The organism is Rhodoferax sp. SPJ4 (assembly GCF_058216275.1).
In genome coordinates this window covers 164,883-189,533 of the sequence record NZ_JBYZMN010000004.1, presented here as the reverse complement: position 1 = coordinate 189,533, position 24,651 = coordinate 164,883, and the positions used below count along the sequence as shown (strand labels likewise).

The following is a 24,651-nucleotide window of genomic DNA, read 5'->3' as shown; positions in this document are numbered from 1 at the left end:
ACATTTCATTGTGTCAATTTAGTATGACACATCCACGCACCCACCGGAGCACGCCATGGACCCCCTGACCCGCATCGAGCGCGCATTGCATACCGCCCTGGCCGCCGGCGAGTCGCCCCAGGGCCCGCCCCGGCTGGCCGCGGCGCTGCGCCACGCGGTGTTTCCCGGTGGCGCGCGCATCCGGCCCCAGCTCTGCCTGGCGGTGGCCCAGGCCTGCGGCGACGACGCACCGGCGCTGAGCGACGCCGCGGCAGTGGCCATCGAGCTGCTGCACTGCGCCTCGCTGGTCCACGACGACCTGCCCTGTTTCGACAACGCCGCCACCCGGCGTGGCCAGCTGTCGGTGCACCGGGCTTATGGCGAGCGGCTGGCGGTGCTGGCCGGCGACGCGCTGATCGTGCGCGCCTTCCAGTCACTGGCACTGGCCGCCGCCACTGCGCCCACCCGCCTGGTGCCCTTGCTGCTGACGGTGGCGGAGGCCACCGGCACGCCGTTCGGCATTGTCGCGGGCCAGTCCTGGGAATGTGAGCCCCAGCTGGATTTGGGCGACTACCAGCGGGCCAAGACCGGCGCGCTGTTTGTCGCCGCCACCGCCGCCGGTGCCCAGGCGGCCGGCGCCGACCCGGCCCGCTGGCATGGCCTGGGCGAGTGGCTGGGCGAGGCCTACCAGGTGGCCGACGACATCCGCGACGTGGTGGCCGACCCGCAGTGGCTGGGCAAACCGGTGGGGCAGGACCGCGCCCTCGACCGCCCCAGCTCGGCCCGGACGCTGGGCCTGGCCGGCGCCATCGCGCATTTCGACCAGCTGGTGGCCAGTGCCATGCACGCCATCCCCGACTGCCGCGGCGCGGCCCGGCTGCGCGCCATGGTGGCCATGGAGTCCGAGCGGCTGGTGCCCAAGGCCTGGTCGGCCGGGTTGACCGGCACCGCCCCGCCCGCGCTGATGGCCGCCTGAGCGCCGGCCCATGACCGTGGCCGCCGCCTTCCCGCCGGCCGCGCCCAGCCGCTGGGTCCGCTGGGGCGACGCCTGGCACCGGCTGCGCAACCGCCTGCTGGCCAGCCCGCGTTTTCACCGCTGGGCCAGCAGCTTCTGGCTCACCCGACCCATTGCCCACCGGCGTGCCAACGCACTGTTCGATGTGGTGGCCGGCTTTGTCTATTCGCAGGTGCTGCTGGCCTGTGTGCAGCTGCGCTTGTTCGAGCTGCTGGCCGAGGGCCCGCAAACCCTGGCCCAGCTGGCGCCCCGCCTGGGGCTGAGCGAGGCGGCGGCCAGCCGGCTGCTGCGCGCCGCCACCGCGCTCAAGCTGGTGCAGCCGCGTGGCCAGGGCCGGCTGGGCCTGGGCATGCTGGGCGCGGTGCTGGTGGGCAACCAGCCGGTGGCGGCCATGGTGGCCCACCATGCCGCGCTGTACGCCGATTTGCGCGACCCGGTGGCCTTGCTGCGCGGTGAGCTGGGCAGCACCGCGCTGGGCGGCTACTGGCCTTACGCCGGCGCGGTGGCCGCGCCGCTGTCGGCCGAGCTGCCAGCGGCGCAGGTGGCGCGCTACACCGAACTGATGGCCTCGTCGCAGCCGCTGGTGGCCTCCGAGGTGCTGGACAGCCACGATTTCTCGCAGCACCGCCATGTGCTCGACATCGGCGGCGGCAACGGCAGTTTTCTGGCCCAGGTGGCCCAGCGCCACCCGGCGCTGGCGCTGACGCTGTTGGATTTGCCGGCGGTGGCCGCGCAGGCGCGGGCGCATTTGTCGGCGCTGGGCCTGGGCCCCCGGGTCACGGTGGTGGGCGGCAGTTTTCTGCACCAGCCCTTGCCCACCGGGGCCGACCTGGTGACGCTGGTGCGGGTGTTACACGACCACGACGACGCGGCCGTGCTGGCCTTGCTGCAGGCGGTGCACCGCGCGCTGCCACCGGGCGGCCAGGTGCTGATCGCCGAGCCCATGGCCCAGACCCCGGGCGCCGAGGCCATGGGCGACGCCTACTTCGGCTTCTACCTGCTGGCCATGGGCCAGGGCCGGCCACGCAGTGCGGCCGAGCTGTCGGCGCTGCTGTGTCAGGCCGGCTTTCAGAGGCCCCGATTGCTGGCCAACCCCATGCCTTTGCAGACCCGGGTGCTGGTGGCCCGCGCCGGTGTGTCAATGACCTGATGCGAAATGTGTAAACCTCTATTGACATTCCAAATGGTAAACATAGGATGACACTATGAGCCGTCAATCCCGTCTGACACAAACCTTGGTGTGCATGCGCTGTGGTGCCGAGGTTCGGGTCTTTGTGGAAGGGGTTTTGCAATGAAGACACAAGCGGTGGTTTTGCAGCGGCCCGGCCAGTTGTCGCTGAGCTGCCTGGACCTGACGCCGGCCGGCGACGACGACATCGTGGTCGACATCGAGTTCAGTGGTATCAGCACCGGCACCGAAAAGCTGCTCTACAGCGGCGAGATGCCGGCCTTCCCCGGCATGGGCTACCCGCTGGTGCCGGGTTACGAGTCGGTGGGCCGGGTGGTGTGGGCCCGCGACGGCTCGCCCCGCCAGGTGGGTGAGCGGGTTTTCATTCCCGGCGCCCGTTGTTTTGGCGAGGTGCGTGGCCTGTTCGGCGGCGCCGCCTCCAAGCTGGTGGTGGCGGCCGACCGTGCCGTGCCCATCAGCGAGCACCTGGGTGAGCAGGCGGTGCTGCTGGCGCTGGCCGCCACGGCCTACCACGCAGTGGCCGGCGGCGGCAAACGCGAACGCATCGTGCCGCCCGATTTGATTGTGGGCCACGGCGTGCTGGGCCGCCTGCTGGCCCGGATGACGGTGGCCGGTGGTTTCCCGCCACCCACGGTGTGGGAGCTGAACCCCGAGCGCGCCAGCGGCGGCCTGGGCTACCCGGTGCTGACCCCCAACGACGACCCGCGGCGCGACTACCGCGCCATCTACGACGTCAGCGGCGCCGCCGGCATCCTGGACCAGCTGATCGCCCGCCTGGCCCCGGGCGGCGAGATTGTGCTGGCCGGCTTTTACAGCGAGCCGTTGTCGTTTGCCTTTGCCCCGGCCTTCATGCGCGAGGTCAGCATCCGCGCCGCCGCCGAATGGCAAAAACCCGACCTGCTGGCGGTGCGTGAACTCACCGAAACCGGCCGCCTGTCGCTGGACGGCCTGATCACCCACCACGACGAACCGCAGCGGGCGGCCGACGCCTACCGCACCGCTTTCGGCGATTCCGCCTGTTTGAAGATGGTTCTCGACTGGAGACATTGCGCATGAACACCTCACCGATTCCGGCCACCGCACCGATCAAGTTCGTCGAGCGCCTGCGCAGCGAGGCGGCTGCCGAACCCGACCAGGTGTCCACCGCGCCTGTCACCAAGGAAACCCAGATCATCGCCATCTACGGCAAGGGTGGCATCGGCAAGAGCTTCACGCTGGCCAACCTGAGCTACATGATGGCGCAGCAGGGCAAGAAGGTGCTGTTGATCGGCTGCGACCCCAAGAGCGACACCACCAGCCTGCTGTTCGGCGGCCGGGCCTGCCCCACCATCATCGAAACCTCGTCCAAGAAAAAGCTGGCCGGCGAGGCGGTGGCGATTGGCGACGTCTGCTTCAAGCGCGACGGTGTCTACGCCATGGAACTCGGTGGCCCCGAGGTCGGCCGGGGCTGCGGCGGCCGCGGCATCATCCACGGCTTCGAGCTGCTGGAAAAGCTGGGCTTCCACGACTGGGGCTTTGACTACGTGCTGCTCGACTTTCTGGGCGACGTGGTCTGCGGCGGCTTCGGTCTGCCGATTGCCCGCGACATGTGCCAGAAGGTCATTGTGGTGGCCAGCAACGATTTGCAGTCGCTGTACGTGGCCAACAACGTCTGCAGCGCGGTCGAGTATTTCCGTAAGCTCGGTGGCAATGTGGGTGTGGCCGGCATGGTGATCAACCGCGACGACGGCACCGGCGAAGCCGCGGCCTTTGCCAGCCAGGTCGGCATTCCGGTGCTGTCCACCATTCCCGCCAACGAAGACATCCGCCGCAAGAGCGCCAGCTACGAAATCATCGGCCGGCCCGGCACCGCCTGGGGCCCGATGTTCGAGCAGCTGGCCGAAAACGTCGGCACCTCGCTGCCGGTGCGGCCCAAGCCGATGTCGCAAGACCAGTTGCTGGGCCTGTTCTCGGCCTCCGCCGTGGGCCGCGACGTGGTGCTGGAACCGGCCACGCAGTTCGACATGTGTGGCAAGAAGGAAGTCGTCAAGGAAACCCTCGAAGTCGTCTACGACGAAGTCTGAGCACCACCCCATGGCCAAAACCATTCCCATCCTGCCTGCCGAGTCGGTGTCGCCCACCGCGCCGGGGGTCAGCCACACCACGCTGGAAGGTGACGGCATGGGTTGCCATGCCGGCGGCAGCCAGTTGCTGGCGGCAGCCAAGTCGGCCGGCAAGAGCGAGGTGCTGGACCAGTACGCCCGCGACTACCCCAAGGGCCCGCACGACCAGCCGCAGAGCATGTGCCCGGCCTTTGGTTCGCTGCGAGTGGGCCTGCGCATGCGCCGCACCGCCACCATCCTGTCGGGTTCGGCCTGCTGCGTGTATGGCCTGACCTTCACCTCGCATTTCTACGGCGCCCGCCGCAGCGTGGGCTACGTGCCCTTCAACAGCGAAAGCCTGGTCACCGGCAAGCTGTTCGAGGACATCCGCGACGCGGTGCACCAGCAGGCCGACCCGGCGCTGTACGACGCCATCGTCATCATCAACCTGTGTGTGCCCACCGCCAGCGGCGTGCCGCTGCAAATCCTGCCCAAGGAAATCAACGGCGTGCGCATCATCGGCATCGACGTGCCAGGCTTTGGTGTGCCCACCCATGCGGAGGCCAAGGACGTGCTGGCCGGCGCCATGCTGCGCTACGCCCGCAGCGAGGCCGAAGCCGGCCCGGTGCAGGCGCCGCGTGGTTACGACAAAAATGGCCGGGCCGACAAGCCCACCATCGCGCTGCTGGGCGAGATGTTCCCGGCCGACCCGGTGGTGATTGGCATGATGCTGGAGCCGCTGGGCCTGGCCGCCGGCCCGGTGGTGCCCACCCGCGAGTGGCGCGAGCTGTATGCCGCACTCGACTGCAGCGCGGTGGCCGCCATCCACCCCTTCTACACCGCCAGCCTGCGCGAGTTCGAGGCGGCCGGCCGGCCGGCCGTGGGTTCGGCCCCGGTGGGTCACGACGGCACCGAGGACTGGCTGCAGGCCATCGGCCAGGCCACCAACGTGGCCCAAGCCAAGATCGACGCGGCCAAAAACCGCTTCCTGCCGGCCATCCGTGGCGCGCTGGCCAAAACGCCCATCAATGGCCGCATCACGCTCAGCGGCTACGAGGGCTCGGAGCTGCTGGTGGGCCGGCTGCTGGTGGAAAGCGGCGCTGACCTGCGCTACGTGGGCACGGCCTGCCCGCGCACCGCCTGGAGCGAGGCCGACCGCCAGTGGCTGGAAGCCAAGGGCGTGCAAGTGCAGTACCGCGCCTCGCTGGAACAAGACCTCGCCGCCATGGCCGAGTACCAGCCCGATCTGGCGATTGGCACCACGCCGGTGGTGCAGGCCGCCAAGCAGGCCACCATTCCCGCGCTGTACTTCACCAACCTCATCTCCGCCCGCCCGCTGATGGGCCCGGCCGGTGCCGGCTCGCTGGCCCAGGTGGTCAACGCCGCCATTGCCAACAAGGGCCGCTTCCAGGCCATGAAAGACTTCTTTGGCAGCACCGGCGAAGGCCATGCCTCCGGCGTCTGGGAAGCCGGCCAGGAGTCGCCCAAGGACAGGCCCGAGTTCAAGGCCGAAACCCGCCGTCAGCTGCTCAAGCTGATGAAGAAGCGCAAAGCCGAGGAGATGGTGTGAGCTACGTCATCGACCACGACCGGGCCGGCGGCTATTGGGGCGCCGTGTATGTGTTCACCGCCATCAAGGGCCTGCAGGTCGTCATCGACGGCCCGGTGGGCTGCGAGAACCTGCCGGTGACCTCGGTGCTGCACTACAGCGACGCGCTGCCACCACACGAGTTGCCGATTGTGGTGACCGGCCTGGCCGAGGAACAGCTGGGCCGCGAAGGCACCGAGGGCGCGATGAAGCGCGCCCACGCCACGCTGGACCCCGACCTGCCATCGGTGGTGGTGACGGGTTCGATTGCCGAGATGATCGGCGGCGGCGTCACGCCCGAGGGCACCAACATCCTGCGCTTTCTGCCGCGCACCATCGACGAAGACCAGTGGCAATGCGCCAACCGCGCGATGTTCTGGCTGTGGAGCGAGTACGGCATGAAGAAGGTGCCGGCCCGCAAGCCCTTTGCCGAACGGCCGGCCGGCGAGAAGCCACGCGTCAACATCATCGGCCCGAGCTACGGCACCTTCAACATGCCCAGCGACCTGGCCGAGATCCGCCGGCTGGTGCAAGGCATCGGCGCCGAGGTCAACATGGTGTTCCCGCTGGGCAGCCACCTGGCTGATGTGTCGCGGCTGGTGGAAGCCGATGTGAACATCTGCATGTACCGCGAGTTCGGCCGCATGCTGTGCGAGGCGCTGGACCGGCCTTATTTGCAGGCGCCGATTGGCCTGCACAGCACCACCAAGTTCTTGCGCACGCTGGGCGGCATGCTGGGGCTGGACCCCGAGCCCTTCATCGAACGGGAAAAGCACACCACCATCAAACCCATCTGGGATTTGTGGCGCTCGGTCACGCAGGACTTCTTTGGCACCGCCAGCTTTGCGGTGGTGGCCAACGAAACCTACACCCGCGGCCTGCGCCATTTCCTTGAAGACGAGATGGGCCTGCCCTGCAACTTTGCGGTGGCCCGCAAGCCCGGCGAGAAAACCGACAACGAGGCGGTGCGCCAGCTGGTGCGCGACAAACCGCCACTGGTGATGTACGGCAGCTACAACGAACGCATGTACCTAGCCGAAGGCGGTGGCGGTGGCTCGCCCATGCGCGCCACCTTCATCCCGGCCTCGTTCCCCGGCGCCATCATCCGGCGCCACACCGGCACCCCCTTCATGGGCTATGCCGGCGCCACCTACCTCATTCAGGAATTCTGCAACGCGCTGTTCGATGCGCTGTTCCACATCCTGCCGCTGGGCACCCAGCTCGACCAGGTCGACCCCACACCCGCCCGCGTGCTGGCCGAAGACATGCGGCCCTGGGACGACGACGCCCATGCCGCGCTGGCCGAGTTTGTGCAGACCGAGCCGGTGCTGGTGCAGATCTCGGCGGCCAAGCGGCTGCGCGACCGCGCCGAGCGCGACGCCCGCCAGGCCGGTGAGGACCGCGTCACCGCCGAGCGTGTGGCCCGGGCCCGCGAGGCCTTGCGCCAGGGGGCGACCGCATGACCCGTTTGATTTTCAGAACCTGTCCGGCCTGGCCGGGCACACCCGATGTCGTGGCAACCGCTGCGGCTACCCCTGTCGCGCGGGATTGGCGCGACGACGGCCGTCAGGCCATTTAAGCAAAGGAAATTTTTATGGCAGACAGAACAGGCTCGCTTTCCGGCCTGACGGAAACAGAGGCAAAGGAGTTCCACGGGATCTTTATGAGCAGTTTCATAGGGTTCACCGTGGTAGCCATCGTGGCGCACGTGCTCGTCTGGGCCTGGCGTCCCTGGCTCTAAACCACCCACAGGGGGAACGCTATGAATGACCCAATGACCAGTTCCATTTCGCTGTTGCTGAAAGACGAGTCCCGAGCGTTTGGCAGCATCTTCTGGATGGGCTTCACCTTGGTGTTGATGGTGGCCCTCGTGGCACAGGTGCTCACCCTGCAATGGCGCCCTTGGTTCCCTGGAGCCGAGAGCGAGAAGTCGATGATTGGCGGCGTCAAATCGGCTGTTTATACCTTCATGTCGCATTTAAGTTAGGAGATCGGAATCATGTGGAGAATTTGGATGCTTTTCGACCCGCGCCGTGCGCTGGTCGCGTTGTTCACGTTTCTGTTTGTGCTGGCAATCGTGATTCATTTCATCTTGCTCAGCACCGGCAGGTTCAACTGGCTGGACGGTGGTTCCAAAGCCATTGCGGCCCAAAACACGGCCATGCCGGCGCCGGCAGCCGGCAAATAGCGGCGGCGTTTTGCCACCCCGGGGAACGGGGTTGGGGCCGGCTGCCCTGACCCTGTTCACCTCCAAGGTTTTCGTCGGGACGCGGCTCGCAGGCCGCCGTCCGTCCGGAGGAGTTGACCATGTCCATGCTCAGTTTTGAAAGAAAGTACCGCGTCCGCGGGGGCACCCTGCTGGGCGGGGATTTGTTTGATTTCTGGGTAGGGCCGTTCTACGTCGGCTTCTTCGGGGTCACAACGATCTTCTGCGCTGTGCTGGGCATTCTGATGATCGCCTGGGGCGCATCCCAGGGCGGCACCTGGAACCTCTGGCAGATCAACATCGCGCCGCCCGACCTGTCGTACGGCCTGGGCATGGCGCCGCTGCTCAAGGGCGGCCTGTGGCAGCTCATCACGGTCTGTGCCATCGGGGCTTTTGTGTCCTGGGCGCTGCGTGAGGTGGAGATCTGCCGCAAGCTGGGCATGGGTTACCACGTGCCGGTGGCCTTTTCGTTTGCCATCGGCGCCTACGTCACGCTGGTGGTGGTCCGCCCGGTGCTGATGGGCGCCTGGGGCCATGGCTTCCCCTACGGCATCATGAGCCACCTCGACTGGGTGTCCAACACCGGCTACCAGTACCTGCACTTTCACTACAACCCGGCCCACATGCTGGGGGTGAGCTTCTTCTTTGCCACCACCTTCGCGCTGTCGCTGCACGGCGCGCTGATCCTGTCGGCCACCAACCCGCAGGCCGGCGAACCGGTAAAAACACCGGAACACGAAAACACCTTCTTCCGCGACACCATCGGCTACTCCATCGGCACGCTGGGCATCCACCGCCTGGGCCTGTTCCTGGCGCTGGCCGCGGTGTTCTGGAGCGCGGTGTGCATCGTCATCAGTGGCCCCTTCTGGACCCGCGGCTGGCCCGAGTGGTGGGGCTGGTGGCTGAACATGCAAATCTGGCGCTGAACGCACCCACTGCCCCAGGAGACACACATGGCTGAATATCAAAACCTTTTCACGCAGGTGCAGGTGCTGGCGCCGTCCTACCCCGGTGTGCCGCTGGCACGCGACGGCAACGAGCGCGAAGGCACACCCACCCACGTTCATCTGTTCGGCCGGCTGGGCGATGCCCAGCTGGGCCCCATTTACCTGGGCTGGTTCGGCCTGGCCTCGGCGATCTGCTTTTTTGTGGCCTTCGAGATCATCGGCCTGAACATGCTGGCCTCGGTGAACTGGGACCCGATCCAGTTCGCCCGCCAGTTCTTCTGGCTGGCGCTGGAGCCGCCGGCCCCGGCCAACGGCCTGAAAATTCCGGCGCTCAACGAAGGCGGCTGGTGGCTGATGGCCGGCTTCTTTCTGACGCTGTCGCTGCTGCTGTGGTGGGTGCGCATGTACCGCCGCGCCAAGGCGCTGGGCATGGGCACCCATGTGGCCTGGGCCTTTGCCGCCGCCATCTGGCTGTTTCTGGTGCTGGGCTTCTTCCGCCCGCTGCTGATGGGCAGCTGGGGTGAGGCCGTGCCCTTTGGCATCTTCCCCCACCTGGACTGGACGGCCGCCTTCTCCATCCGCTACGGCAACCTGTTCTACAACCCCTTCCACATGCTGTCGATCGCCTTTTTGTACGGCGCGACGCTGATCTTCGCGATGCACGGCGCCACCATCCTGGCGGTGAGCCGCTTCGGCGGCGAGCGCGAGATCGAGCAGATCGTGGACCGTGGCACCGCCTCGGAACGTGCCGCGCTGTTCTGGCGCTGGACCATGGGCTTCAACGCCACCATGGAATCCATCCACCGCTGGGGCTGGTGGTTTGCGGTGCTGTGCCCGCTGTGCGGCGGCATCGGCATCCTGCTCACCGGCACCGTGGTGGACAACTGGTATTTGTGGGCTGTGAAGCATGGGGTGGCACCCATGTACCCCAGTGTGTTCCCGGCGGTGGCTGACCCCGCGCTTCTTCAGGGAGTCAAGTGATGAGAACCCTCCAAGCCATCGGCCTGGTGCTGGCCGCAGCCGCCCTGTTGTCCGGCTGCGAACGCCCCCCTGTGGATTCGGTGCAGCGCGGCTACCGCGGCACCGGCATGGAACAGGTCTACAACCCGCGCACCGTGGCGCTCAAGGCGTCCACCCACGCCGTGCCCGAGGCCTTGCCACCGGCCAGCGCCGACGGCCCCAAGGCCGGGCAGGTGTACCAGAACGTCAAGGTGCTGGGTGATTTGAGCGTGGGCGAGTTCACCCGGTTGATGACGGCCATGAGCAACTGGGTGGCGCCCAAAGAGGGCTGCACCTACTGCCACAACCCGGCCAACTTTGCCGACGACAGCAAGTACACCAAGGTGGTGGCGCGCCGCATGGTGCAGATGACACAGCACATCAACCAGGACTGGAAGACCCACGTCGCCGGCACCGGTGTGACCTGCTACACCTGCCACCGCGGCAACCCCGTGCCCTCGGCCATCTGGCAGGCGCCGGCCCCGCTGAAACAAGACGCCCGCCTGGCCGGCAGCCGCGCCGGCCAGAACAGCCCGGCCACCACGGTGGCGCTGGCCGCATTGCCGTACGACCCGTTCACGCCCTTCTTGTCGCAAGACAAACCCATCCGCGTGGTGGGCACCAGCGCCTTGCCCTCGGGGAACCGCATGTCCACCAAACAGGCCGAGTTCACCTACAGCCTGATGATGCACATGTCGGACTCGCTGGGGGTGAACTGCACCTACTGCCACAACAGCCGCGCGTTCTCCGACTGGAGCAGCAGCCCGCCGCAGCGCGGCACGGCCTGGTATGGCATCCGCATGGTGCGTGAGCTCAACACCGACTACCTGGTGCCGCTCACCAACACCTTCCCGCCCAACCGCCTGGGCCCCACCGGCGACGTGGCCAAGGTGAACTGCGCCACCTGCCACCAGGGCGCCTACAAACCTCTCAACGGCGCCAGCATGCTCAAAGACCACCCGGAGCTGGCCAGCCTGCACAAAGCGGTGGCCCAGACCGCCGCCGCCAAATAGCCGGCGACCCGTCCGCCGTGCCAAGCCCCGGGGCCTTTGTGCCCCGGGGCTTTTTTTGTTTGCGGCTGTTAAGGCCTTAAGCCTTGAGGCCGCAACGTCTTGGCGCCCTCAAGCCAACCATGTGTAGCCAGCGTTCGAAAGACCAAACGAGAAAAGCGTCGGTCAATATTTGAACTCAGTCGGTCCGCAAAGTAACTCCGGATTGATGAGCCGGTCAGGGCTTCGTGGAACTTTGATTCAAATATTCTGCCCGAGTCATGTTGTACATGGCGATCCGAGTTGGTTTTGTCTCTAGGCTCCAGACGAACTTCATCCGATCTTCAGTTAGCCCAGTAGCTACACCAACAAATTCAAGGTCGCTTTGCGCGAAAGCGCGCTTCTTTCCGATCTTGACGACCAGGCAGCACACATTTTGAAATAGCCTGTCAGATGGCACTGGCAAAACACCGAAATTGGTTCCGCCGGGGTCTTGCGCGCTTGGGAAAGCTATGCCGTGGGCATTGGTCTTGACCAACAACAAGTCACGGAGTGCTCGGCTGTGCAGATATTCATGCCGGCTCGCCTCCTTGTTAGAAATAATGTGAGCAAGAAACTTGTCGACTAACAGATGTAGTTGCAACTCAGAAAACGAGTACTTATTGAGAATATTTTTAATGGTGTGACCCGGGTCACTTCCAAAATAACTTGTGAAACCGCGCTTGTAAACGTTGTGGTATTCGCCGAGAAAAACTAGCTTAAGAATTGCGTCTGGAATAATTCGGAATCCTGCCACCTGCACTAACTGACCTGGCGAAGCTTGCACCTCTGCTACCGCCGTTTCCAGCGTACTCGAAACGTAGAACCACGGGTCATGAATGTCGTTCAATCGGCCTGGTCGCTTGACCAGCTCGGCCTTGGGATAGTCAATTTCCTTTAACAGGTCGTATCGCTCCTTCTCGAGGATACGAGCCCGCCAGTAAGTTGAGCTTCGGGGAATTCCAAACGAAAGAACTCCAAAGTCTTCGACAATAAGAGAGGCGAAACTTTGAAACGTTTCTCGAGTGTTGCTACGAAGTGCAGACTCGATGAGTTCGTCGCAGCGGTCAAGAGTGAGTTTCAATATCTAGTGCTCGAGTTTGGCGCCCCTAAAGCTTGGCGGAAGCGAGCAGTCTAGTAAGCATTCGATTGACTGGCTAGCCACGCGTCGAGATGGCGCCGGATTGCATGTTCTATGCGAATTCTGGCTAGATTTTGTGCAAGGGTGCCATCTCACTTGATTGTCGTTAGCTCCCGGCTCGGCCACTATTGCGCTAGGGAAGTGTGGGCTTGGTAGCCTCTCTCGACCGCATCCCCCATTTCCACAGCGCCTCGCTGGGCAGGGGCAGCACCATGAACCAGTGCTCCAGAATGGCCAGCGACATCAGTGCGGCCAGAAAGGTCAGGCGGGTGGCGTCGTGGCCGGTGTCGGCCTGGGCCATTGCCGAGCGCCACAGCACCACCGCAAAGCCGGTGGACACCGACACCGACAGCGGAAACAGCAAGTTCATCCGCTGGCGGCGGAAGTAGGTTTGCAGATAGGCCAGGTGGGGCGGCAGAAAGCCCTCGTTGAGGTTGCGCACGCCCAGAAACACATTGAGCTTGGCGCTCTGGCGCATCAGCCACAAAATCACAAAGGTCCACCAGCCGGTCTGGTTGCTGCCGCCCCAGGTGGCGGCCAGCACCGCCAGCGCCAGCAGCACCAGCGCGGCCTCGTGGTGGGCCACGGCCTGAAAGGCATAGCGGGCGCGTTGCCACCCCACGCTGAAGGGCGGGCAGGCGGTGCGGCGAGGGCCGGTCACGTAGCCCAGCAGAAACGCCACCTCCTGCCAGGCCCACACCAGCACCGCGCAGGTGAAGCCGCAGTAGGCCCCGGCCACCGAGCTGTCGTTGCTGCTGACGGCCATGCCCACCAGGGCCATGGCCAGCACGGCGGTGGTGCCCGCCAGGGTCCATTTGAAGGTGCGCTGCGGCAGGCCGTCCAGGTACAGAATCAGCCCGGTGCTGAACCACCAGATGAACAGCGCGTACAGCACCGGGTAGACATACTGGCCCATGGTCAGCCCGGTGGGGGTGGGTTCACCAGGCCGGTGCCATGCGCACCTGCGCCGGCAGGTCGTTGCGCTTGACCGGCAGGCAGTACAGCCGCACAAAGGTGGCCAGGCCCTGGGCCGCCAGGCCGGCCTGGGCCAGCAGGCCACCCAGGCCGCCACGCGCCTTGGCGGCGGCCAGCGCCTGCGAGATCTGGAACAGCCGGTCCAGCCCGGCGCGGAAGGCCGGGTGGTCGGTGTCCAGCGTCAGCGGGAACACCTGCTTGGTGATTTCCGAGGTGATGTTGAACACCGCGTAGTCGTAGGCCGTGGGTTCCAGGCCCATGGCCTGTTTGAGCGCCGGGCGAGTGTGGTCGCGCACGTACATGGTGGCGTACACCGCCAGCAGGAAAAAGCGTATCCACAGCCGGTTGCCGCCGCGCAGCAAATGCGGGTTGGCCCGCATGATCAGCGCAAACGATTCGCCGTGGCGAAACTCGTCGTTGCACCAGCGTTCGAACCAGCGAAAGATGGGGTGAAAGCGCAGCTCGGGGTGGCGCTCCAGCTGGCGGAAGATGGTGATGTAGCGGGCGTAGCCAATCTTCTCCGACAAATAGGTGGCGTAGAAGATGTACTTGGGCTTGAAGTAGGTGTAGGCCTTGGTGCGCTTCAGGCCGCCCAGGTCCACACCCAGGCCAAAGTCTTTCAGCGACTGGTTGATGAAGCTGGCGTGGCGCGATTCGTCGCGCGCCATGAAGGTCATCAGCGCCTTGATGTCGGGGTTGTCGACGTTCTTGCGGATCTCGTTGTACAGCACACAGCCCGAGAACTCCGAGGTCACCGAGCTGATCAGGAAGTCGATGAACTCCTGGCGCAGCGCGGGGCTGAGCTTGGGCATCAGCGTGGCCACTTCGTCGGCAAACTGGGCGTTGCGCTGGAAATGGTCGTGGTTGTTGTCGCCCTCGTACTCGGCCATCATCGCGTCCCATTCGGCGCGCACCGGGCTCACGTCGAGGCGGTTCATCGCGGCGTAGTCGGTGCGGTAGAACTTGGGGCTCAGCAAGGTGTTGGCCTCGGCCATCCGGGTCGCGTCTTCCGAGCTGGCCACCGGTGCGGTGAAGGGGGTGTCCATGGCGGGCTCCTGGGGAATCAATGGGTCGAGGCTGGGGCGGCGTTCGGTGCCGGCAGCAGGCTGGCAAACACGGCGGCGTTGGTCGGCCCGAAGGACTCCAGGTCCACCAGCCGGCCGGTGACGGGGTCGGACAGCGTGAGCCGGCCGTCGGCGCGGCCAATCAGCTCAAAGGGCTGCTCGGGGCCGAAGCCGCTGCGCTTGCGCTCGCGGGCCAGCCCGCGCAGCGTGCCGCGCACAAAGCCGGCCTGGCCTTCCACCATTTGCACGGTGCGGCCGGTGGTGGCGTCGATCACCGCCACCGCACCGTCGGGCCTGTCTTCAAAACGCAGCGCACGCACCACCTGGGCCGGCGCGTCGGGCGTGCGGATGTTCACCCCCGACCAGCGCACGGCGGCGGTGCCGGCCAACGTGAGCAGCACCAGGGCCGCGGCGGCCCACAACAGGCCCCGGGGCACGGCATCGGGGGAGGGCACTTGGGGGGCGGTGGGCATGGCGGGCTTCAGGTGGGGCTGAGGTGGTGGGGGCTGGCGTGGCCGGTGTCGGCCACGGCCGGTGCGCTGCGGGCGTTCAGCGCCAGGCCGCGCGAGCGGCTCCAGGCCTGGGCCAGCAGCTGGGCCACCCGGGCGGCGTCGGGCACGTTACGCAGCATGGGCTCGGGCGTGGCCAGCCGCCAGGGGCGGGCATGGGGCCACAGGTGGGCGAAGGCGATCTTCTCGCCGGGCACCAGGGTCAGCGGCAGGTCGCCGGTGCCGTCGGGCCGGGCCTTCAGGTCGGCCGAGGCGATGGCCTTGAACGGCAGGTTGAAGGTGAGCGTCAGCACAATGCCGATGCGCATCACCACCCGCTCGCTGGTCAGGGTGTACACGGTGCTGCGGGCGCTCAGCCAGGCCAGCACCGCCAGCAGGCCCAGGCCCAGCGCGGCAATCGGCAGCAAATACACCGCGGCCATCAGCGCGTCGGCCGCGTTGCCGTGGTCCGCCCAGCTGCTGGCCGCACGCAGCGCCAGGATGACGGCAAAGTAAATCGCCACCGAGCGGGTGTGGAACACGTCGCGGGCCATGGCCCAGGTGTCGGGCGCGCCCTGCCACAGAATGGTTTCACTGGCCGGCAGCGGCTCGGGCAGCCCGTGGGCGGCCTCGAACTCGTGCTCGAACTCGTGGTTGGTTTCTTTCACAGCAGCGGCTCCGAGCGGTCGGCCGTGGCGTACAGCGTGCCGGCACCGTAGTAGCCAACGATCTTGTCTTCTTCCAGCAGCGTCACCTGGTCGGGCAGGCGGGTGGTGGGCACCTGCTTGAACTGCGCGCCCAGGATGGAACGCACCACCACGCGGTGGCCGCCGATCTTGCTGAAGTTGATGGGCAGCAGCACCGCGTGCGAGCCGCTGTCGCCGGGCACCTCCACCTCCAGGTAGCGGAACAGCATCTCGGAGCGGTCGACCCAGACGTCGCGCACCGTGCCACCTTGCACACCGTCGGCACCCACCACCGGCAGGCCGCGCGGGTCGGTGTCCTGGCGGGCCACCTCGAAGCTGCTGTCGGTGCGCAGCGGCACGATGCGGGGCAGGCCCTCGAAGGTCAGGTCGGGGGTGTCAGAACGGTCGGCATAGGCGCCGGGGCCCACACCGTCCAGCATGGCGTGGCCGGTGGGTTCCAGCGGGGCGCCGGGCCAATCGCCGGTGGGCCGGGCGTACAGCGTCTGCGGCGACTTGGCCAGGTTGGGCACGGTGACGCTGCCGCCGTGCTGCAGCTTGAAGGTTTTGGGCGACGGCATGGCCGGCCAGCCCTGCACCGTGATGTGGGCCGAACGGTCGGACTCCAGCGGGTAGCCTTCGCGCTTGTTCTCGCGCAGCAGGTAGTAGATCAGCGAGGCGAAAAAGCCCCAGAACACGTAGAGCGCAATCTGCGCCACGTCGATGTACCCAGTGATCGCGCCTGTGGACATGGTGGTTTCTCCTTGGAAAAAAGGCTAGCCGGGAAAATCGGCCAAGCCAAACTTGGTAGACACAGCGGGGCGTGGGGGTGCTTGCTGTCGCACCAGAGGACCCAGCGCCACCAGCGTGGCAAACAGCAGGCCCAGTTCAATGTGGTACACAAAGCTGTAGCCCATGGCGGGGTTTTGCAGCGCCGGGCCCAGCGCGCCGTGCATCGCCAGGTTGGACACCAGGTCGCGCAGCGCGCCGCCCAGGGCCAGCGCCACGCCGTAGGCGCTGGCGTACACCGCGCCCCAGGCGCCCAGCGCCAGGCCGGTCAGGCCGCTGGCTTCCAGCCCCATGGCCGCGGTGAGCGTGCCCACCGAAAACAGGCCACCACCGAAACCGATCAGCAGCGCGCCCAGCCGGAACAGCCCGGCCGAGCCCAGCGGTTCGGCAAAGATCACGCAGGAAAACGCCACCAGCCCGACCAGCGTGCCCAGCGCCGACAGGCGGTGCGGGTCGGTGCCGCGGCCCAGCCAGCGGGCGGCCAGCGCAAAGGCCGTCAGCGCGCCGGCGGCCATCACCGCGGTGAGGGTGGTGGTGTCGCCCACCGCCAGGTGCAGGATCTCGCCGCCATAGGGCTCCAGAATCACGTCCTGCATGCTGAAGGCGGCCGTGCCCAGGCCCAGCGCCACCAGAAAACGCAGCGCGCCGGCCTGGCGGGCAAAGGCCGCCCAGGTGTCGCGGAAGGCCGGTTGCGCTTGGTCGGCGGCGGTGGCGGCCGGGTTGCGGGCCTCCTGTTTCCACAGCGCCGCGATGTTCAGCGCCATGGTCAACACGGCCGCGCCCTGCACCACCTGGATCAGCCGTAGCTGGCTGAACTCGCTCAGCGCCACACCAAAGGCCAGGCCGCTGACCAGCGTGCCGGCCAGCAGCATCACGTACATCAGCGCCACCACCCGGGGCCGGGCCTCGGCGGGCGCGAGGTCGGTAGCCAGGGCCAGGCCGGCGGTCTGGGTGGTTTGCAGGCCGGCGCCCACCAGCAAAAAGGCCAGCGCCGCGCTGGCGTGGCCCAGCCAGGCCGGGCCGCGTGTGTCGCCCGACAGCAGAATCAGCGCAAACGGCATGATGGCCAGCCCGCCGAACTGCAGCAGCGTGCCAAACCAGATGTAGGGCACGCGGCGCCAGCCCAGCACCGAGCGGTGGGTGTCAGAGCGGAAGCCCACCAGCGCACGGAAGGGCGCAAACACCAGTGGCAGCGCCACCATCAGCGAGACCAGCCAGGCGCTGACGCCCATCTCAACAATCATCACCCGGTTCAGCGTGCCGATCAGCAGCGCGGTGGCCATGCCCACGGTCACCTGGAACAGCGACAAGCGCATCAGCCGACCCAGCGGCAGCTCGGTGGTGGCGGCGTCGGCGAACGGCAGAAACCGGGTGCTGACCCGGGTCCACGCGTTGGCGATGCCGCCGCCCAAGGGTTTCATGTGCGCACCAGCTCCAGCGCCTGGGATTTGTAGAAGCTGCTCGACACCCGCAGGCTGCGGGCGGTGCGCCAGCCGTCCAGGCCGGGGTGGGCGTGGATCAGCCTGGCCAGGGTTTTTTCGCCCACCGGCTCGATGAAGGGCGCGCGGTTGCCGCGCGGGAACAGCCGGCCCACGGCAATCATCGTGGCCAGCAGCGGCGTCCGCGGCGCAAAGGTGAACAGCAGCGAGGCGCGGGTGCGTTCGGCCAGCGTGGCCAGCACCGCCACCATGTCGCCCTGCACGTAATGGATCATCGAGTCCATGCCCACCACATGGTCGAAGTGGCCCAGCGCCGGGTCCAGCATGTCGCCGGAGCGGAAGTCGATGCGGCCCTGGCCCAGGTCGGTGGGCACACGGTCGCGGGCCAGCTGCACCAGCGTGGGCGACAGGTCGATGGCAACCACCTCGGCGCCACGGCGGGCGGCTTCCACCGCCAGCGCGCCGGTGCCACAGCCGGCGTCCAGCAGCCGCTGGCCGTGCAGGTCGGCGGGCAGCCAGTCGAGCAGGGTGCTGCGCATCTGGTCGCGGCCGGCGCGCACGGTGGCGCGGATGCCGCTGACCGGCGCGGTGGAGGTGAGCCGGGCCCAGGCCTCGACCGCGGTGCGGTCAAAGTACTCCTCGAGCTGGCTGCGGCGTTGCTGGTAGGTGGCGTGGGCCATGGGGGTTCCGTGTGGGGTGGGTCAGTCGAAGCCGAGCAGGTCGAAGATGTCGCGGTCTTTCATGGGCACGGCGCTCAGCGGGTCTGTGCCCAGCCACAGCGCGGCGGCCAGCCGCATGTATTCCTTTTTCACCGCCTCGAGTTCGGGCGAGGTTTCCATTTCGAACAGCGTTGACTTCTTCAGCCGGCTGCGGCGGATCACGTCCAGGTCGGGGAAATGGGCGGCCAGCTTCAGGCCGATCTTGTCGTTGTACTTGTCGATCTGGTCGGTGGCGGCGCTGCGGTTGGCGATGACACCGCCCAGCCGCACGTTGTAGTTCTTGGCCTTGGCACCGATGGCCTGCACGATGCGGTTCATCGCGAAGATGGAATCGAAGTCGTTGGCGGTGACGATCAGCGCGCGGTCGGCATGCTGCAGCGGCGCGGCAAAGCCACCGCAGACCACGTCGCCCAGCACGTCGAAGATCACCACGTCGGTGTCTTCCAGCAGGTGGTGTTCCTTCAGCAGCTTGACGGTCTGGCCCACCACATAGCCGCCGCAGCCGGTGCCGGCCGGCGGGCCGCCGGCCTCGACACACATCACGCCGTTGTAGCCGGGAAATACAAAGTCCTCGATGCGCAGCTCTTCGGCGTGGAAGTCCACCGTTTCCAGCACATCGATCACCGTGGGCAGCATCTTCTTGGTCAGGGTGAAGGTGGAGTCGTGTTTGGGGTCGCAGCCGATTTGCAGCACCCGCTTGCCCAGGTGCGAGAAGGCGGCCGACAGGTTGCTCGAGGTGGTGCTTTTGCCGATGCCGCCCTTGCCGTAGATGGCGAACACCTTGGCGTTGCCTATCTTCAGGTTGGGGTCGAGTTGCACCTGCAGGCTGCCCTCGCCGTCGGGCGGTGGGCGGGGGCCGCGCCGGATCTCGGCGGGGGCAATGGTGGCGGTGCTCATGCGGGTGCTCCTTCGTAGACGCCTTCAAGGCGGTCTTCCAGCTCTTCACCGGCGCGCCGCAAGGCGTCCAGCGTCTTGTCATCGGGTTGCCAGAAGTTGCGGTCCGAGGCCTCGATCAGGCGGTTGGCCATGCGGACCGAGGCGGTGGGGTTGAGTTTGGCCAGGCGCTCACGCATCACCGGGTCCAGCATGAAGGTCTCGGTGAGCTGCTTGTAGACCCAGGGCTGAACCTGGCCGGTGGTGGCCGACCAGCCCAGCGTGTTGGTCATGTGGACCTCGATCTGGCGCACACCCTCGTAGCCATGTTCCAGCATGCCCTCGTACCACTTGGGGTTGAGCATGCGGGTGCGGGTTTCCAGCGCCACCTGTTCTTTCAGCGAGCGCACCGCGCCGTCGCCCTGGGTCTGGTCGCCGATGTAGACAGGCGGCGTCTGCCCGCCCTTGGCCACCTTGACGGCCTGGGTGATGCCGCCCAGCGTGTCGAAGTAGTTGTCCACCGTGGTCACGCCCAGCTCCACCGAGTCGAGGTTCTGGTAGGTCAGCTGCACGTCGGCCAGCACGCTTTGCAGCAGTGCCGCCTGCGGCGCGGCGCGGCCGCTGCGGCCGTAGGCAAAGCCCTTGCGGCGGCTGTAGGTTTCGGCGATGTCGCCCTCGTCGCCCCAGGTGCTGCTCTCGACCAGGTTGTTGACGTTGGCGCCGTAAGCCCCTTCGGCGTTGCCATACACCCGCAGCGCCGCCACCTCCAGCGTGCAGCCATGTTCCTGCTGGTAGGCCAGTGCGTGTTTGCGCACCCAGTTCAGCGCCAGCGGCTCGTCGGCCGCGGCGGCCAGGTAGGCGGCCTCGGCCAGCAGCTTGATCTGCAACGGCATCAGGTCGCGGAAGATGCCCGACAGCGTGATGACCACATCGACCCGGGCCCGGCCCAGCTCGGCCAGCGGGATCAGCTGGGCGCCGGCGATGCGGCCGTAGCTGTCAAAGCGCGGCAGCGCGCCCATCAGCGCCAGCGCCTGGGCGATGGGCGAGCCCTCGTTCTTCAGGTTGTCGCTGCCCCACAGCACGATGGCCACCGACTCCGGCAGCGGGTGGCCGTCCTGGGCGTAGCGGTCGAGCAGGCGCTGGGCCTGCTGGGCGCCGTCGCGCACCGCAAAGGCGCTGGGGATGCGGAAGGGGTCGAAGCCGTGGATGTTGCGGCCGGTGGGCAGCACCGCCGGCGTGCGCAGGATGTCGCCGCCCGGGGCGGGCCGGATGTAGCGACCGTCGAGCGCCTGCAGCAGTGCCGCGACCTCGGTGTCCTGGGCCAGCTTGGTGTTGGTGTCGGCCAGTTCGGCCAGCAGCGTCTGGTGGGCGGCGTCGCGCGGCAGGCCGCTGAGCTTGAGCGCCTGGTCGGCGCTGTGGCCGGCCACCAGCGCCTCAATGGCCGGGCGCGGCAGCGGTTGGCCATGGGCGGCCTCGGCCATGGCCAGCAGCATGTCGGTGCGCTCGGCGGCGTTGGCGGCTCGGCCAGTCACATGCAGGCCGTGCGGGATCAGCGTGTACTCCAGTGCCAGCACTTCATTGGCCAGTGCCGGCACCCGAACCTCGGCCTGCGCCAGCGTCCACAGCGGCTCGGCCACCGCCAGGTCCAGCCCGGCGGCCTGGGCCTGCAGCAGCACCGCCAGCGCGGGCCGTTCGTCGGACTGAGGGGCCAGGCCACGCCAGCGCTCGATGGAGGCCTTGAGTTCGTGCAGGCCCTTGTACAGGCCGGCCTGGGCGATGGGCGGCGTCAGGTAGCTGATCAGCGTGGCGCCGGAGCGGCGCTTGGCGATCGCGCCCTCGGACGGGTTGTTGGAGGCGTAGAGGTAGATGTTGGGCAGGTCGTTGATCAGCCGGTCGGGCCAGCAGGCGCCGGACAGGCCGCTTTGTTTGCCGGGCATGAACTCCAGCGCGCCGTGGGTGCCGAAATGCAGCACCGCGTCGGCCTGGAAGTCTTCGCGCAGGTAGCGGTAAAAGGCCGAGAAGGCATGGGTGGGGGCCAGGCCTTTTTCGAACAGCAAACGCATCGGGTCGCCTTCGTAGCCCAGGCCGGGCTGCACGCTCACCAGCACGTTGCCGAACTGCCGGCCCAGCACCCAGATGCCCTGGCCGTTGCTGAGCTGGCGCCCGGGCGCCGCGCCCCATTGCGACTCGATCTCCTGCAGCCAGCGTTCGCGCCGCACATGGTCGTCGGTGGCGATGACGGTGTGCACATTGGCGTCGGCGCCATGCTGGGCGGCATTGCCCTGCAGCACCGCGCTGCGCAGCGTGTCGATGCTGTCGGGCAGGTCCACGCTGTAGCCCTGGGCCTTCATCGCCACCAGCGTGTGGAACATCGACTCAAACACCGACAGGTGGGCGGCGCTGCCGATGTTGCCGGCGTTGGGCGGGAAGTTGAAGATCACGATGGCCACCTTGCGGGCGGCCCGGTCACTGCGTTTCAGCGCCACCAGCTTGGTCACGCGGGCGGCCAGCATCTGGGCCCGCTCGGGGCAGCTGTGCATGTCCTGGGCGCGGTCGTTGGCGGTGAAGGTGCAGGCGTGGTGGCAGCCGGTGCAGGTGACGCCGGGCGCGCCCGGCCGGCCACCGAAAACCATGGGGCTGGTGGCGCCGTCGAGCTCGGGGATGGCCACCATGATGGTGCTTTCCACCGGCATCAGGCCCCGGTCGCTGCCACCCCAGGCGTCCAGGGTCTGGAACTCCACCGGGTGGGCCGCGACGTAGGGCACGTCCAGCCGGGCCAGGATGTCTTCGGCCGCCTGGGCGTCGTTGTAGGCCGGGCCGCCAACCAGCGAGAAGCCGGTGAGCGACACCACCGCGTCCACCAGCACCTGCTCACCGTCGATGAAGAACTTCTCGATCGCCGGCCGCGCGTCCAGGCCGGCGGCGAAGGCCGGAATGACCCGCAGGCCACGCGCCTCCAGCGCCGCGATCACGCCGTCGTAATGGCCGGCGTTGGCCGACAGCAGATAGGAGCGCAGCACCAGCACCCCCACCGTGCCCCGGGTGGCCGGGGTGGCGGCCGGCAGCGCGGTGGCCTGGTCCGACAGGCGGCCCGCCATGCGCGGGTGGTAGACGCCCACATCGGGGTAGTCCACCGGCGGCAGCACCTTGACGCGGCCGCGCAGCACGCGGCGCTCGCCGGCCGCGCCGCGGTCGACCACATGGCGCAGCAGGTTGAGCATGTTCTCGTCGGAGCCGCCGAACCAGTACTGCAGCGTGACAAAGTAGGCCCGCACGTCCTGCGCCGTGCCGGGGATGAAACGCAGCAGCTGCGGCAGCCGGCGCAGCATCTTCATTTGCGCTGCGCCGCCAGTGGCCTTTTTGTCCTGGTTGCCGCGCAGCTTTTTCAGCAAGGCCATGGGCCCGCTGGCCGGCTTGTCCATGTCGAAGGCGCCCAGCCGGGTCAGCTTGACCACCTCGGCGGCCGAGGCCAGGCAGATCATCGCGTCGCACTGCGCGCGTCGGGCCTTCAGTGCGTCGATCACCGGCAGGAAATGGTCTTCCATGAACAGCATGCCCACCACCACGATGTCGGCGCGGGCGATGTCGGCGTTGGCGCGGGCGATGGCGGCCTCGTTTCCGGTGTACTCCGACGCCGCGTGCAGCGCGATGGTGATGCCAGGGAACTCGCGCGCCAGCACCGGCCGGGCGCGCGCGGTGGCGCTGGCCAGGTGGGTGTCCATGGTGACGATGACCACATGGATGGGCGCGCGCGGGGCGGCTGCACTGGCCCGGGGGGGCGTGCTGGCGACCAGGCCGACCCGGACGGCCAGGCCCGACAGTCCGGCTTCAACGGCCGAAATGGGCTTTGGCGTCATACAAGGTGTCCACGGTGATGGTGGTCAGGCCACGTTCGCTGGCGAAACGCTCGGTGTTGCGGCGGGCCTTGCCGCGCACGAAGAAGGGGATCTTGTTCAGCTCTTTCTGGGCGTCTAGAGCCCAGGTGGTGGTGTCCACCGCAGTGGCCGCGGCCACCGTGATGGGGGCCGACGCGGCGGGCGCCATGGGCGCGGCAGCGGCGGGTGTGGGGGCTGGCGCGGGGGCGGTCACACCGCCCGAGCGGCCCAGGTGGGAGGGGGCGGCACCTTCGTGGAACTCGAAGTCACCGCGGAACATGGTCACCAGGTGTTCTTCCAGGCCCATCATCAGCGGGTGGACCCAGGTGTCGAACAAGACGTTGGCGCCCTCGAAGCCCATTTGCGGCGAGTAGCGGGCCGGGAAGTCCTGCACATGCACTGGCGCCGAAATCACCGCACAGGGAATGGCCAGCCGCTTGGCGATGTGGCGTTCCATCTGCGTGCCCAGCACCAGCTCGGGCTGCAGCTCGGCCACCTTGGCCTCGACCTCCAGGTAGTCGTCGGTGATCAGTGCCTCGATGCCATAAAGCTTGGCGGCCTCGCGCAGTTCGCGGGCAAACTCGCGCTGGTAGGTGCCCAGGCCGACCACGGTGAAGCCCAGCTCGGTGGCGGCCACCCGGGCCGCGGCCACCGCGTGGGTGGCGTCGCCGAACACGAACACGCGTTTGCCGGTCAGGTAGGTCGAGTCCACCGAGCGGGCGTACCAGGTGGCGCGGGCGGCCGCACCCTGCAGCGCGGTGTCGGCGTCCAGGCCGGCCAGACCGGCCACCTCGCTGATGAAGGCGCGGGTGGCGTGGGCGCCGATGGGGATGGTCTGGGTGCTGGGCTGGCCGAAGTTGCGCTGCAGCCATTGCACGGTTTGCGAGGCGGTTTCGGGGTAGAGGTTGACGTTGAAGTCGGCCTCGCCCAGCCGGGCCAGGTCGTCCGGCGTGGCCCCCAGCGGTGCCACCACGGCCACCGTGACGCCGATCTGCTCGAGCAGCTGCGAGATTTCGCGCACGTCGTCGCGGTGGCGAAAACCCAGCGCGGTGGGGCCCAGGATGTTGCAGCGCGGCCGCTGGCCAGCGGGCCGCGCTGCGCGCACCGTGCCGGGGGCGGGCCGGTGCGGGCTGGCCAGGGTGCGCACCAGTTGGTAAAAGGTTTCCGAAGCGCCCCAGTTTTCCTTGCGCTGGTAGGACGGCAGCTCCAGCGCCACCACCGGCACCGGCAGGCCCAGCGCGAGGGCCAGGCCACCGGGGTCGTCCTGGATCAGCTCGGCGGTGCAGGACGCGCCCACCAGCATGGCTTTGGGCTGGAAGCGGTTGTAGGCGTCGAGGGCGGCGGTCTTGAACAGCTGGGCGGTGTCGCCGCCGAGGTCGCGGGCCTGGAAGGTGGTGTAGGTCACCGGCGGCCGGGTGGGCAGCCGCTCGATCATGGTGAACAGCAGGTCGGCGTAGGTGTCGCCCTGCGGCGCGTGCAGCACGTAGTGCACGTCCTTCATGGCCGTGGCCACCCGCATCGCGCCCACATGGGGCGGTCCTTCGTAGGTCCACAGGGTCAGTTGCATGGGGTT

The 24,651-nt window shown here is 67.6% G+C and carries 23 protein-coding genes; 12 read left to right on the top strand and 11 right to left on the bottom strand.

Annotated elements, in window-relative coordinates; all coding sequences use genetic code 11:
• Positions 1 to 55: 55 nt before the first annotated feature.
• The 12 genes from AC4BAR_RS14035 (at position 56) to pufC (ending at position 11,017) form a co-directional block, all read left to right on the top strand.
• On the top strand, positions 56 to 955 hold the full coding sequence (locus tag AC4BAR_RS14035) for a polyprenyl synthetase family protein (protein ID WP_490628506.1): 900 nt from the start codon (positions 56 to 58) through the stop codon (positions 953 to 955).
• Between the two features lie 10 nt (positions 956 to 965).
• On the top strand, positions 966 to 2,144 hold the full coding sequence (locus AC4BAR_RS14030) for a methyltransferase (protein WP_490628505.1): 1,179 nt from the start codon (positions 966 to 968) through the stop codon (positions 2,142 to 2,144).
• A 141-nt stretch (positions 2,145 to 2,285) separates the two neighbouring features.
• On the top strand, positions 2,286 to 3,239 hold the full coding sequence (gene bchC, locus AC4BAR_RS14025; protein ID WP_490628504.1) for a chlorophyll synthesis pathway protein BchC: 954 nt from the start codon (positions 2,286 to 2,288) through the stop codon (positions 3,237 to 3,239).
• A complete protein-coding gene (locus tag AC4BAR_RS14020; protein ID WP_490628503.1) occupies positions 3,236 to 4,246 on the top strand; it encodes a chlorophyllide a reductase iron protein subunit X in 1,011 nt (336 codons plus the stop codon). The genes bchC and AC4BAR_RS14020 overlap by 4 nt, the downstream gene beginning before the upstream one ends.
• 10 nt (positions 4,247 to 4,256) lie before the next feature.
• Entirely contained in the window at positions 4,257 to 5,834 is a 1,578-nt protein-coding gene (gene bchY, locus AC4BAR_RS14015) for a chlorophyllide a reductase subunit Y (protein ID WP_490628502.1), read from the top strand.
• On the top strand, positions 5,831 to 7,315 hold the full coding sequence (gene bchZ, locus AC4BAR_RS14010; RefSeq protein ID WP_490628501.1) for a chlorophyllide a reductase subunit Z: 1,485 nt from the start codon (positions 5,831 to 5,833) through the stop codon (positions 7,313 to 7,315). Before bchY ends, bchZ begins: the two co-directional genes overlap by 4 nt.
• A gap of 131 nt (positions 7,316 to 7,446) precedes the next feature.
• Entirely contained in the window at positions 7,447 to 7,593 is a 147-nt protein-coding gene (pufB, locus tag AC4BAR_RS14005; RefSeq protein WP_490628500.1) for a light-harvesting antenna LH1, beta subunit, read from the top strand.
• A 33-nt stretch (positions 7,594 to 7,626) separates the two neighbouring features.
• On the top strand, positions 7,627 to 7,839 hold the full coding sequence (locus AC4BAR_RS14000; protein ID WP_490628499.1) for a hypothetical protein: 213 nt from the start codon (positions 7,627 to 7,629) through the stop codon (positions 7,837 to 7,839).
• A gap of 12 nt (positions 7,840 to 7,851) precedes the next feature.
• The gene (gene pufA, locus AC4BAR_RS13995; RefSeq protein WP_490628498.1) at positions 7,852 to 8,040 is read left to right on the top strand and encodes a light-harvesting antenna LH1, alpha subunit; all 189 of its coding nucleotides are present in this window, start codon (positions 7,852 to 7,854) and stop codon (positions 8,038 to 8,040) included.
• Positions 8,041 to 8,159: 119 nt separating this feature from the next.
• Positions 8,160 to 8,984, top strand: coding sequence for a photosynthetic reaction center subunit L (gene pufL / locus AC4BAR_RS13990; RefSeq protein ID WP_490628497.1), 825 nt, complete (start codon positions 8,160 to 8,162; stop codon positions 8,982 to 8,984).
• A 27-nt stretch (positions 8,985 to 9,011) separates the two neighbouring features.
• Positions 9,012 to 9,986 (top strand): photosynthetic reaction center subunit M, encoded by a 975-nt coding sequence (gene pufM / locus AC4BAR_RS13985; RefSeq protein ID WP_490628496.1) that lies wholly within the window; start codon positions 9,012 to 9,014, stop codon positions 9,984 to 9,986.
• Positions 9,986 to 11,017: a photosynthetic reaction center cytochrome PufC gene (pufC, locus tag AC4BAR_RS13980; RefSeq protein ID WP_490628495.1), complete on the top strand. Its 1,032-nt coding sequence runs from the start codon at positions 9,986 to 9,988 to the stop codon at positions 11,015 to 11,017. The genes pufM and pufC overlap by 1 nt, the downstream gene beginning before the upstream one ends.
• Before the next feature lie 214 nt (positions 11,018 to 11,231).
• On the opposite strand, the gene AC4BAR_RS13975 is transcribed toward pufC, so the two are convergent.
• From AC4BAR_RS13975 to bchB, 11 genes are all read right to left on the bottom strand, one after another.
• Positions 11,232 to 12,116, bottom strand: coding sequence for an RES domain-containing protein (locus tag AC4BAR_RS13975; RefSeq protein ID WP_490628494.1), 885 nt, complete (start codon positions 12,114 to 12,116; stop codon positions 11,232 to 11,234).
• Positions 12,117 to 12,306: 190 nt separating this feature from the next.
• Positions 12,307 to 13,089, bottom strand: coding sequence for a putative photosynthetic complex assembly protein PuhE (gene puhE / locus AC4BAR_RS13970; RefSeq protein WP_490628493.1), 783 nt, complete (start codon positions 13,087 to 13,089; stop codon positions 12,307 to 12,309).
• A 22-nt stretch (positions 13,090 to 13,111) separates the two neighbouring features.
• Positions 13,112 to 14,194, bottom strand: coding sequence for a magnesium-protoporphyrin IX monomethyl ester (oxidative) cyclase (gene acsF, locus AC4BAR_RS13965; protein ID WP_490628492.1), 1,083 nt, complete (start codon positions 14,192 to 14,194; stop codon positions 13,112 to 13,114).
• A 17-nt stretch (positions 14,195 to 14,211) separates the two neighbouring features.
• Positions 14,212 to 14,685, bottom strand: coding sequence for a photosynthetic complex assembly protein PuhC (puhC, locus tag AC4BAR_RS13960; RefSeq protein WP_490628491.1), 474 nt, complete (start codon positions 14,683 to 14,685; stop codon positions 14,212 to 14,214).
• An 8-nt stretch (positions 14,686 to 14,693) separates the two neighbouring features.
• Positions 14,694 to 15,368 (bottom strand): photosynthetic complex putative assembly protein PuhB, encoded by a 675-nt coding sequence (gene puhB / locus AC4BAR_RS13955; protein ID WP_490628490.1) that lies wholly within the window; start codon positions 15,366 to 15,368, stop codon positions 14,694 to 14,696.
• Positions 15,365 to 16,135, bottom strand: a complete 771-nt coding sequence (gene puhA / locus AC4BAR_RS13950) for a photosynthetic reaction center subunit H (protein WP_490628489.1) — start codon at positions 16,133 to 16,135, stop codon at positions 15,365 to 15,367. Before puhA ends, puhB begins: the two co-directional genes overlap by 4 nt.
• A gap of 24 nt (positions 16,136 to 16,159) precedes the next feature.
• On the bottom strand, positions 16,160 to 17,593 hold the full coding sequence (locus tag AC4BAR_RS13945; protein WP_490628488.1) for a BCD family MFS transporter: 1,434 nt from the start codon (positions 17,591 to 17,593) through the stop codon (positions 16,160 to 16,162).
• Positions 17,590 to 18,291 (bottom strand): magnesium protoporphyrin IX methyltransferase, encoded by a 702-nt coding sequence (gene bchM, locus AC4BAR_RS13940; RefSeq protein WP_490628487.1) that lies wholly within the window; start codon positions 18,289 to 18,291, stop codon positions 17,590 to 17,592. The genes AC4BAR_RS13945 and bchM overlap by 4 nt, the downstream gene beginning before the upstream one ends.
• Before the next feature lie 21 nt (positions 18,292 to 18,312).
• Positions 18,313 to 19,227 carry a ferredoxin:protochlorophyllide reductase (ATP-dependent) iron-sulfur ATP-binding protein gene (gene bchL / locus AC4BAR_RS13935; RefSeq protein ID WP_490628486.1) on the bottom strand — a complete coding sequence of 305 codons (915 nt, stop codon included), beginning with the start codon at positions 19,225 to 19,227 and terminating at the stop codon, positions 18,313 to 18,315.
• The gene (locus tag AC4BAR_RS13930; protein ID WP_490628485.1) at positions 19,224 to 23,060 is read right to left on the bottom strand and encodes a magnesium chelatase subunit H; all 3,837 of its coding nucleotides are present in this window, start codon (positions 23,058 to 23,060) and stop codon (positions 19,224 to 19,226) included. The genes bchL and AC4BAR_RS13930 overlap by 4 nt, the downstream gene beginning before the upstream one ends.
• On the bottom strand, positions 23,032 to 24,645 hold the full coding sequence (gene bchB, locus AC4BAR_RS13925) for a ferredoxin:protochlorophyllide reductase (ATP-dependent) subunit B (protein ID WP_490628484.1): 1,614 nt from the start codon (positions 24,643 to 24,645) through the stop codon (positions 23,032 to 23,034). Before bchB ends, AC4BAR_RS13930 begins: the two co-directional genes overlap by 29 nt.
• Between the last annotated feature and the right edge of the window lie 6 nt (positions 24,646 to 24,651).

Excerpts from the sequence above, each read along its gene's own strand:
- pufA (WP_490628498.1), top strand. The coding sequence starts at position 7,852 with ATGTGGAGAATTTGGATGCTTTTCGACCCGCGCCGTGCGCTGGTCGCG.
- pufL (WP_490628497.1), top strand. The coding sequence starts at position 8,160 with ATGTCCATGCTCAGTTTTGAAAGAAAGTACCGCGTCCGCGGGGGCACC.
- AC4BAR_RS14030 (WP_490628505.1), top strand. The coding sequence starts at position 966 with ATGACCGTGGCCGCCGCCTTCCCGCCGGCCGCGCCCAGCCGCTGGGTC.
- pufB (WP_490628500.1), top strand. The coding sequence starts at position 7,447 with ATGGCAGACAGAACAGGCTCGCTTTCCGGCCTGACGGAAACAGAGGCA.
- AC4BAR_RS14035 (WP_490628506.1), top strand. The coding sequence starts at position 56 with ATGGACCCCCTGACCCGCATCGAGCGCGCATTGCATACCGCCCTGGCC.
- bchL (WP_490628486.1), bottom strand. The coding sequence starts at position 19,227 with ATGAGCACCGCCACCATTGCCCCCGCCGAGATCCGGCGCGGCCCCCGC.
- puhE (WP_490628493.1), bottom strand. The coding sequence starts at position 13,089 with ATGGGCCAGTATGTCTACCCGGTGCTGTACGCGCTGTTCATCTGGTGG.
- AC4BAR_RS13945 (WP_490628488.1), bottom strand. The coding sequence starts at position 17,593 with ATGAAACCCTTGGGCGGCGGCATCGCCAACGCGTGGACCCGGGTCAGC.
- puhA (WP_490628489.1), bottom strand. The coding sequence starts at position 16,135 with ATGTCCACAGGCGCGATCACTGGGTACATCGACGTGGCGCAGATTGCG.
- AC4BAR_RS14000 (WP_490628499.1), top strand. The coding sequence starts at position 7,627 with ATGACCAGTTCCATTTCGCTGTTGCTGAAAGACGAGTCCCGAGCGTTT.
- bchC (WP_490628504.1), top strand. The coding sequence starts at position 2,286 with ATGAAGACACAAGCGGTGGTTTTGCAGCGGCCCGGCCAGTTGTCGCTG.
- bchM (WP_490628487.1), bottom strand. The coding sequence starts at position 18,291 with ATGGCCCACGCCACCTACCAGCAACGCCGCAGCCAGCTCGAGGAGTAC.
- pufC (WP_490628495.1), top strand. The coding sequence starts at position 9,986 with ATGAGAACCCTCCAAGCCATCGGCCTGGTGCTGGCCGCAGCCGCCCTG.
- puhC (WP_490628491.1), bottom strand. The coding sequence starts at position 14,685 with ATGCCCACCGCCCCCCAAGTGCCCTCCCCCGATGCCGTGCCCCGGGGC.
- bchY (WP_490628502.1), top strand. The coding sequence starts at position 4,257 with ATGGCCAAAACCATTCCCATCCTGCCTGCCGAGTCGGTGTCGCCCACC.
- acsF (WP_490628492.1), bottom strand. The coding sequence starts at position 14,194 with ATGGACACCCCCTTCACCGCACCGGTGGCCAGCTCGGAAGACGCGACC.
- pufM (WP_490628496.1), top strand. The coding sequence starts at position 9,012 with ATGGCTGAATATCAAAACCTTTTCACGCAGGTGCAGGTGCTGGCGCCG.
- AC4BAR_RS14020 (WP_490628503.1), top strand. The coding sequence starts at position 3,236 with ATGAACACCTCACCGATTCCGGCCACCGCACCGATCAAGTTCGTCGAG.
- AC4BAR_RS13930 (WP_490628485.1), bottom strand. The coding sequence starts at position 23,060 with ATGACGCCAAAGCCCATTTCGGCCGTTGAAGCCGGACTGTCGGGCCTG.
- bchB (WP_490628484.1), bottom strand. The coding sequence starts at position 24,645 with ATGCAACTGACCCTGTGGACCTACGAAGGACCGCCCCATGTGGGCGCG.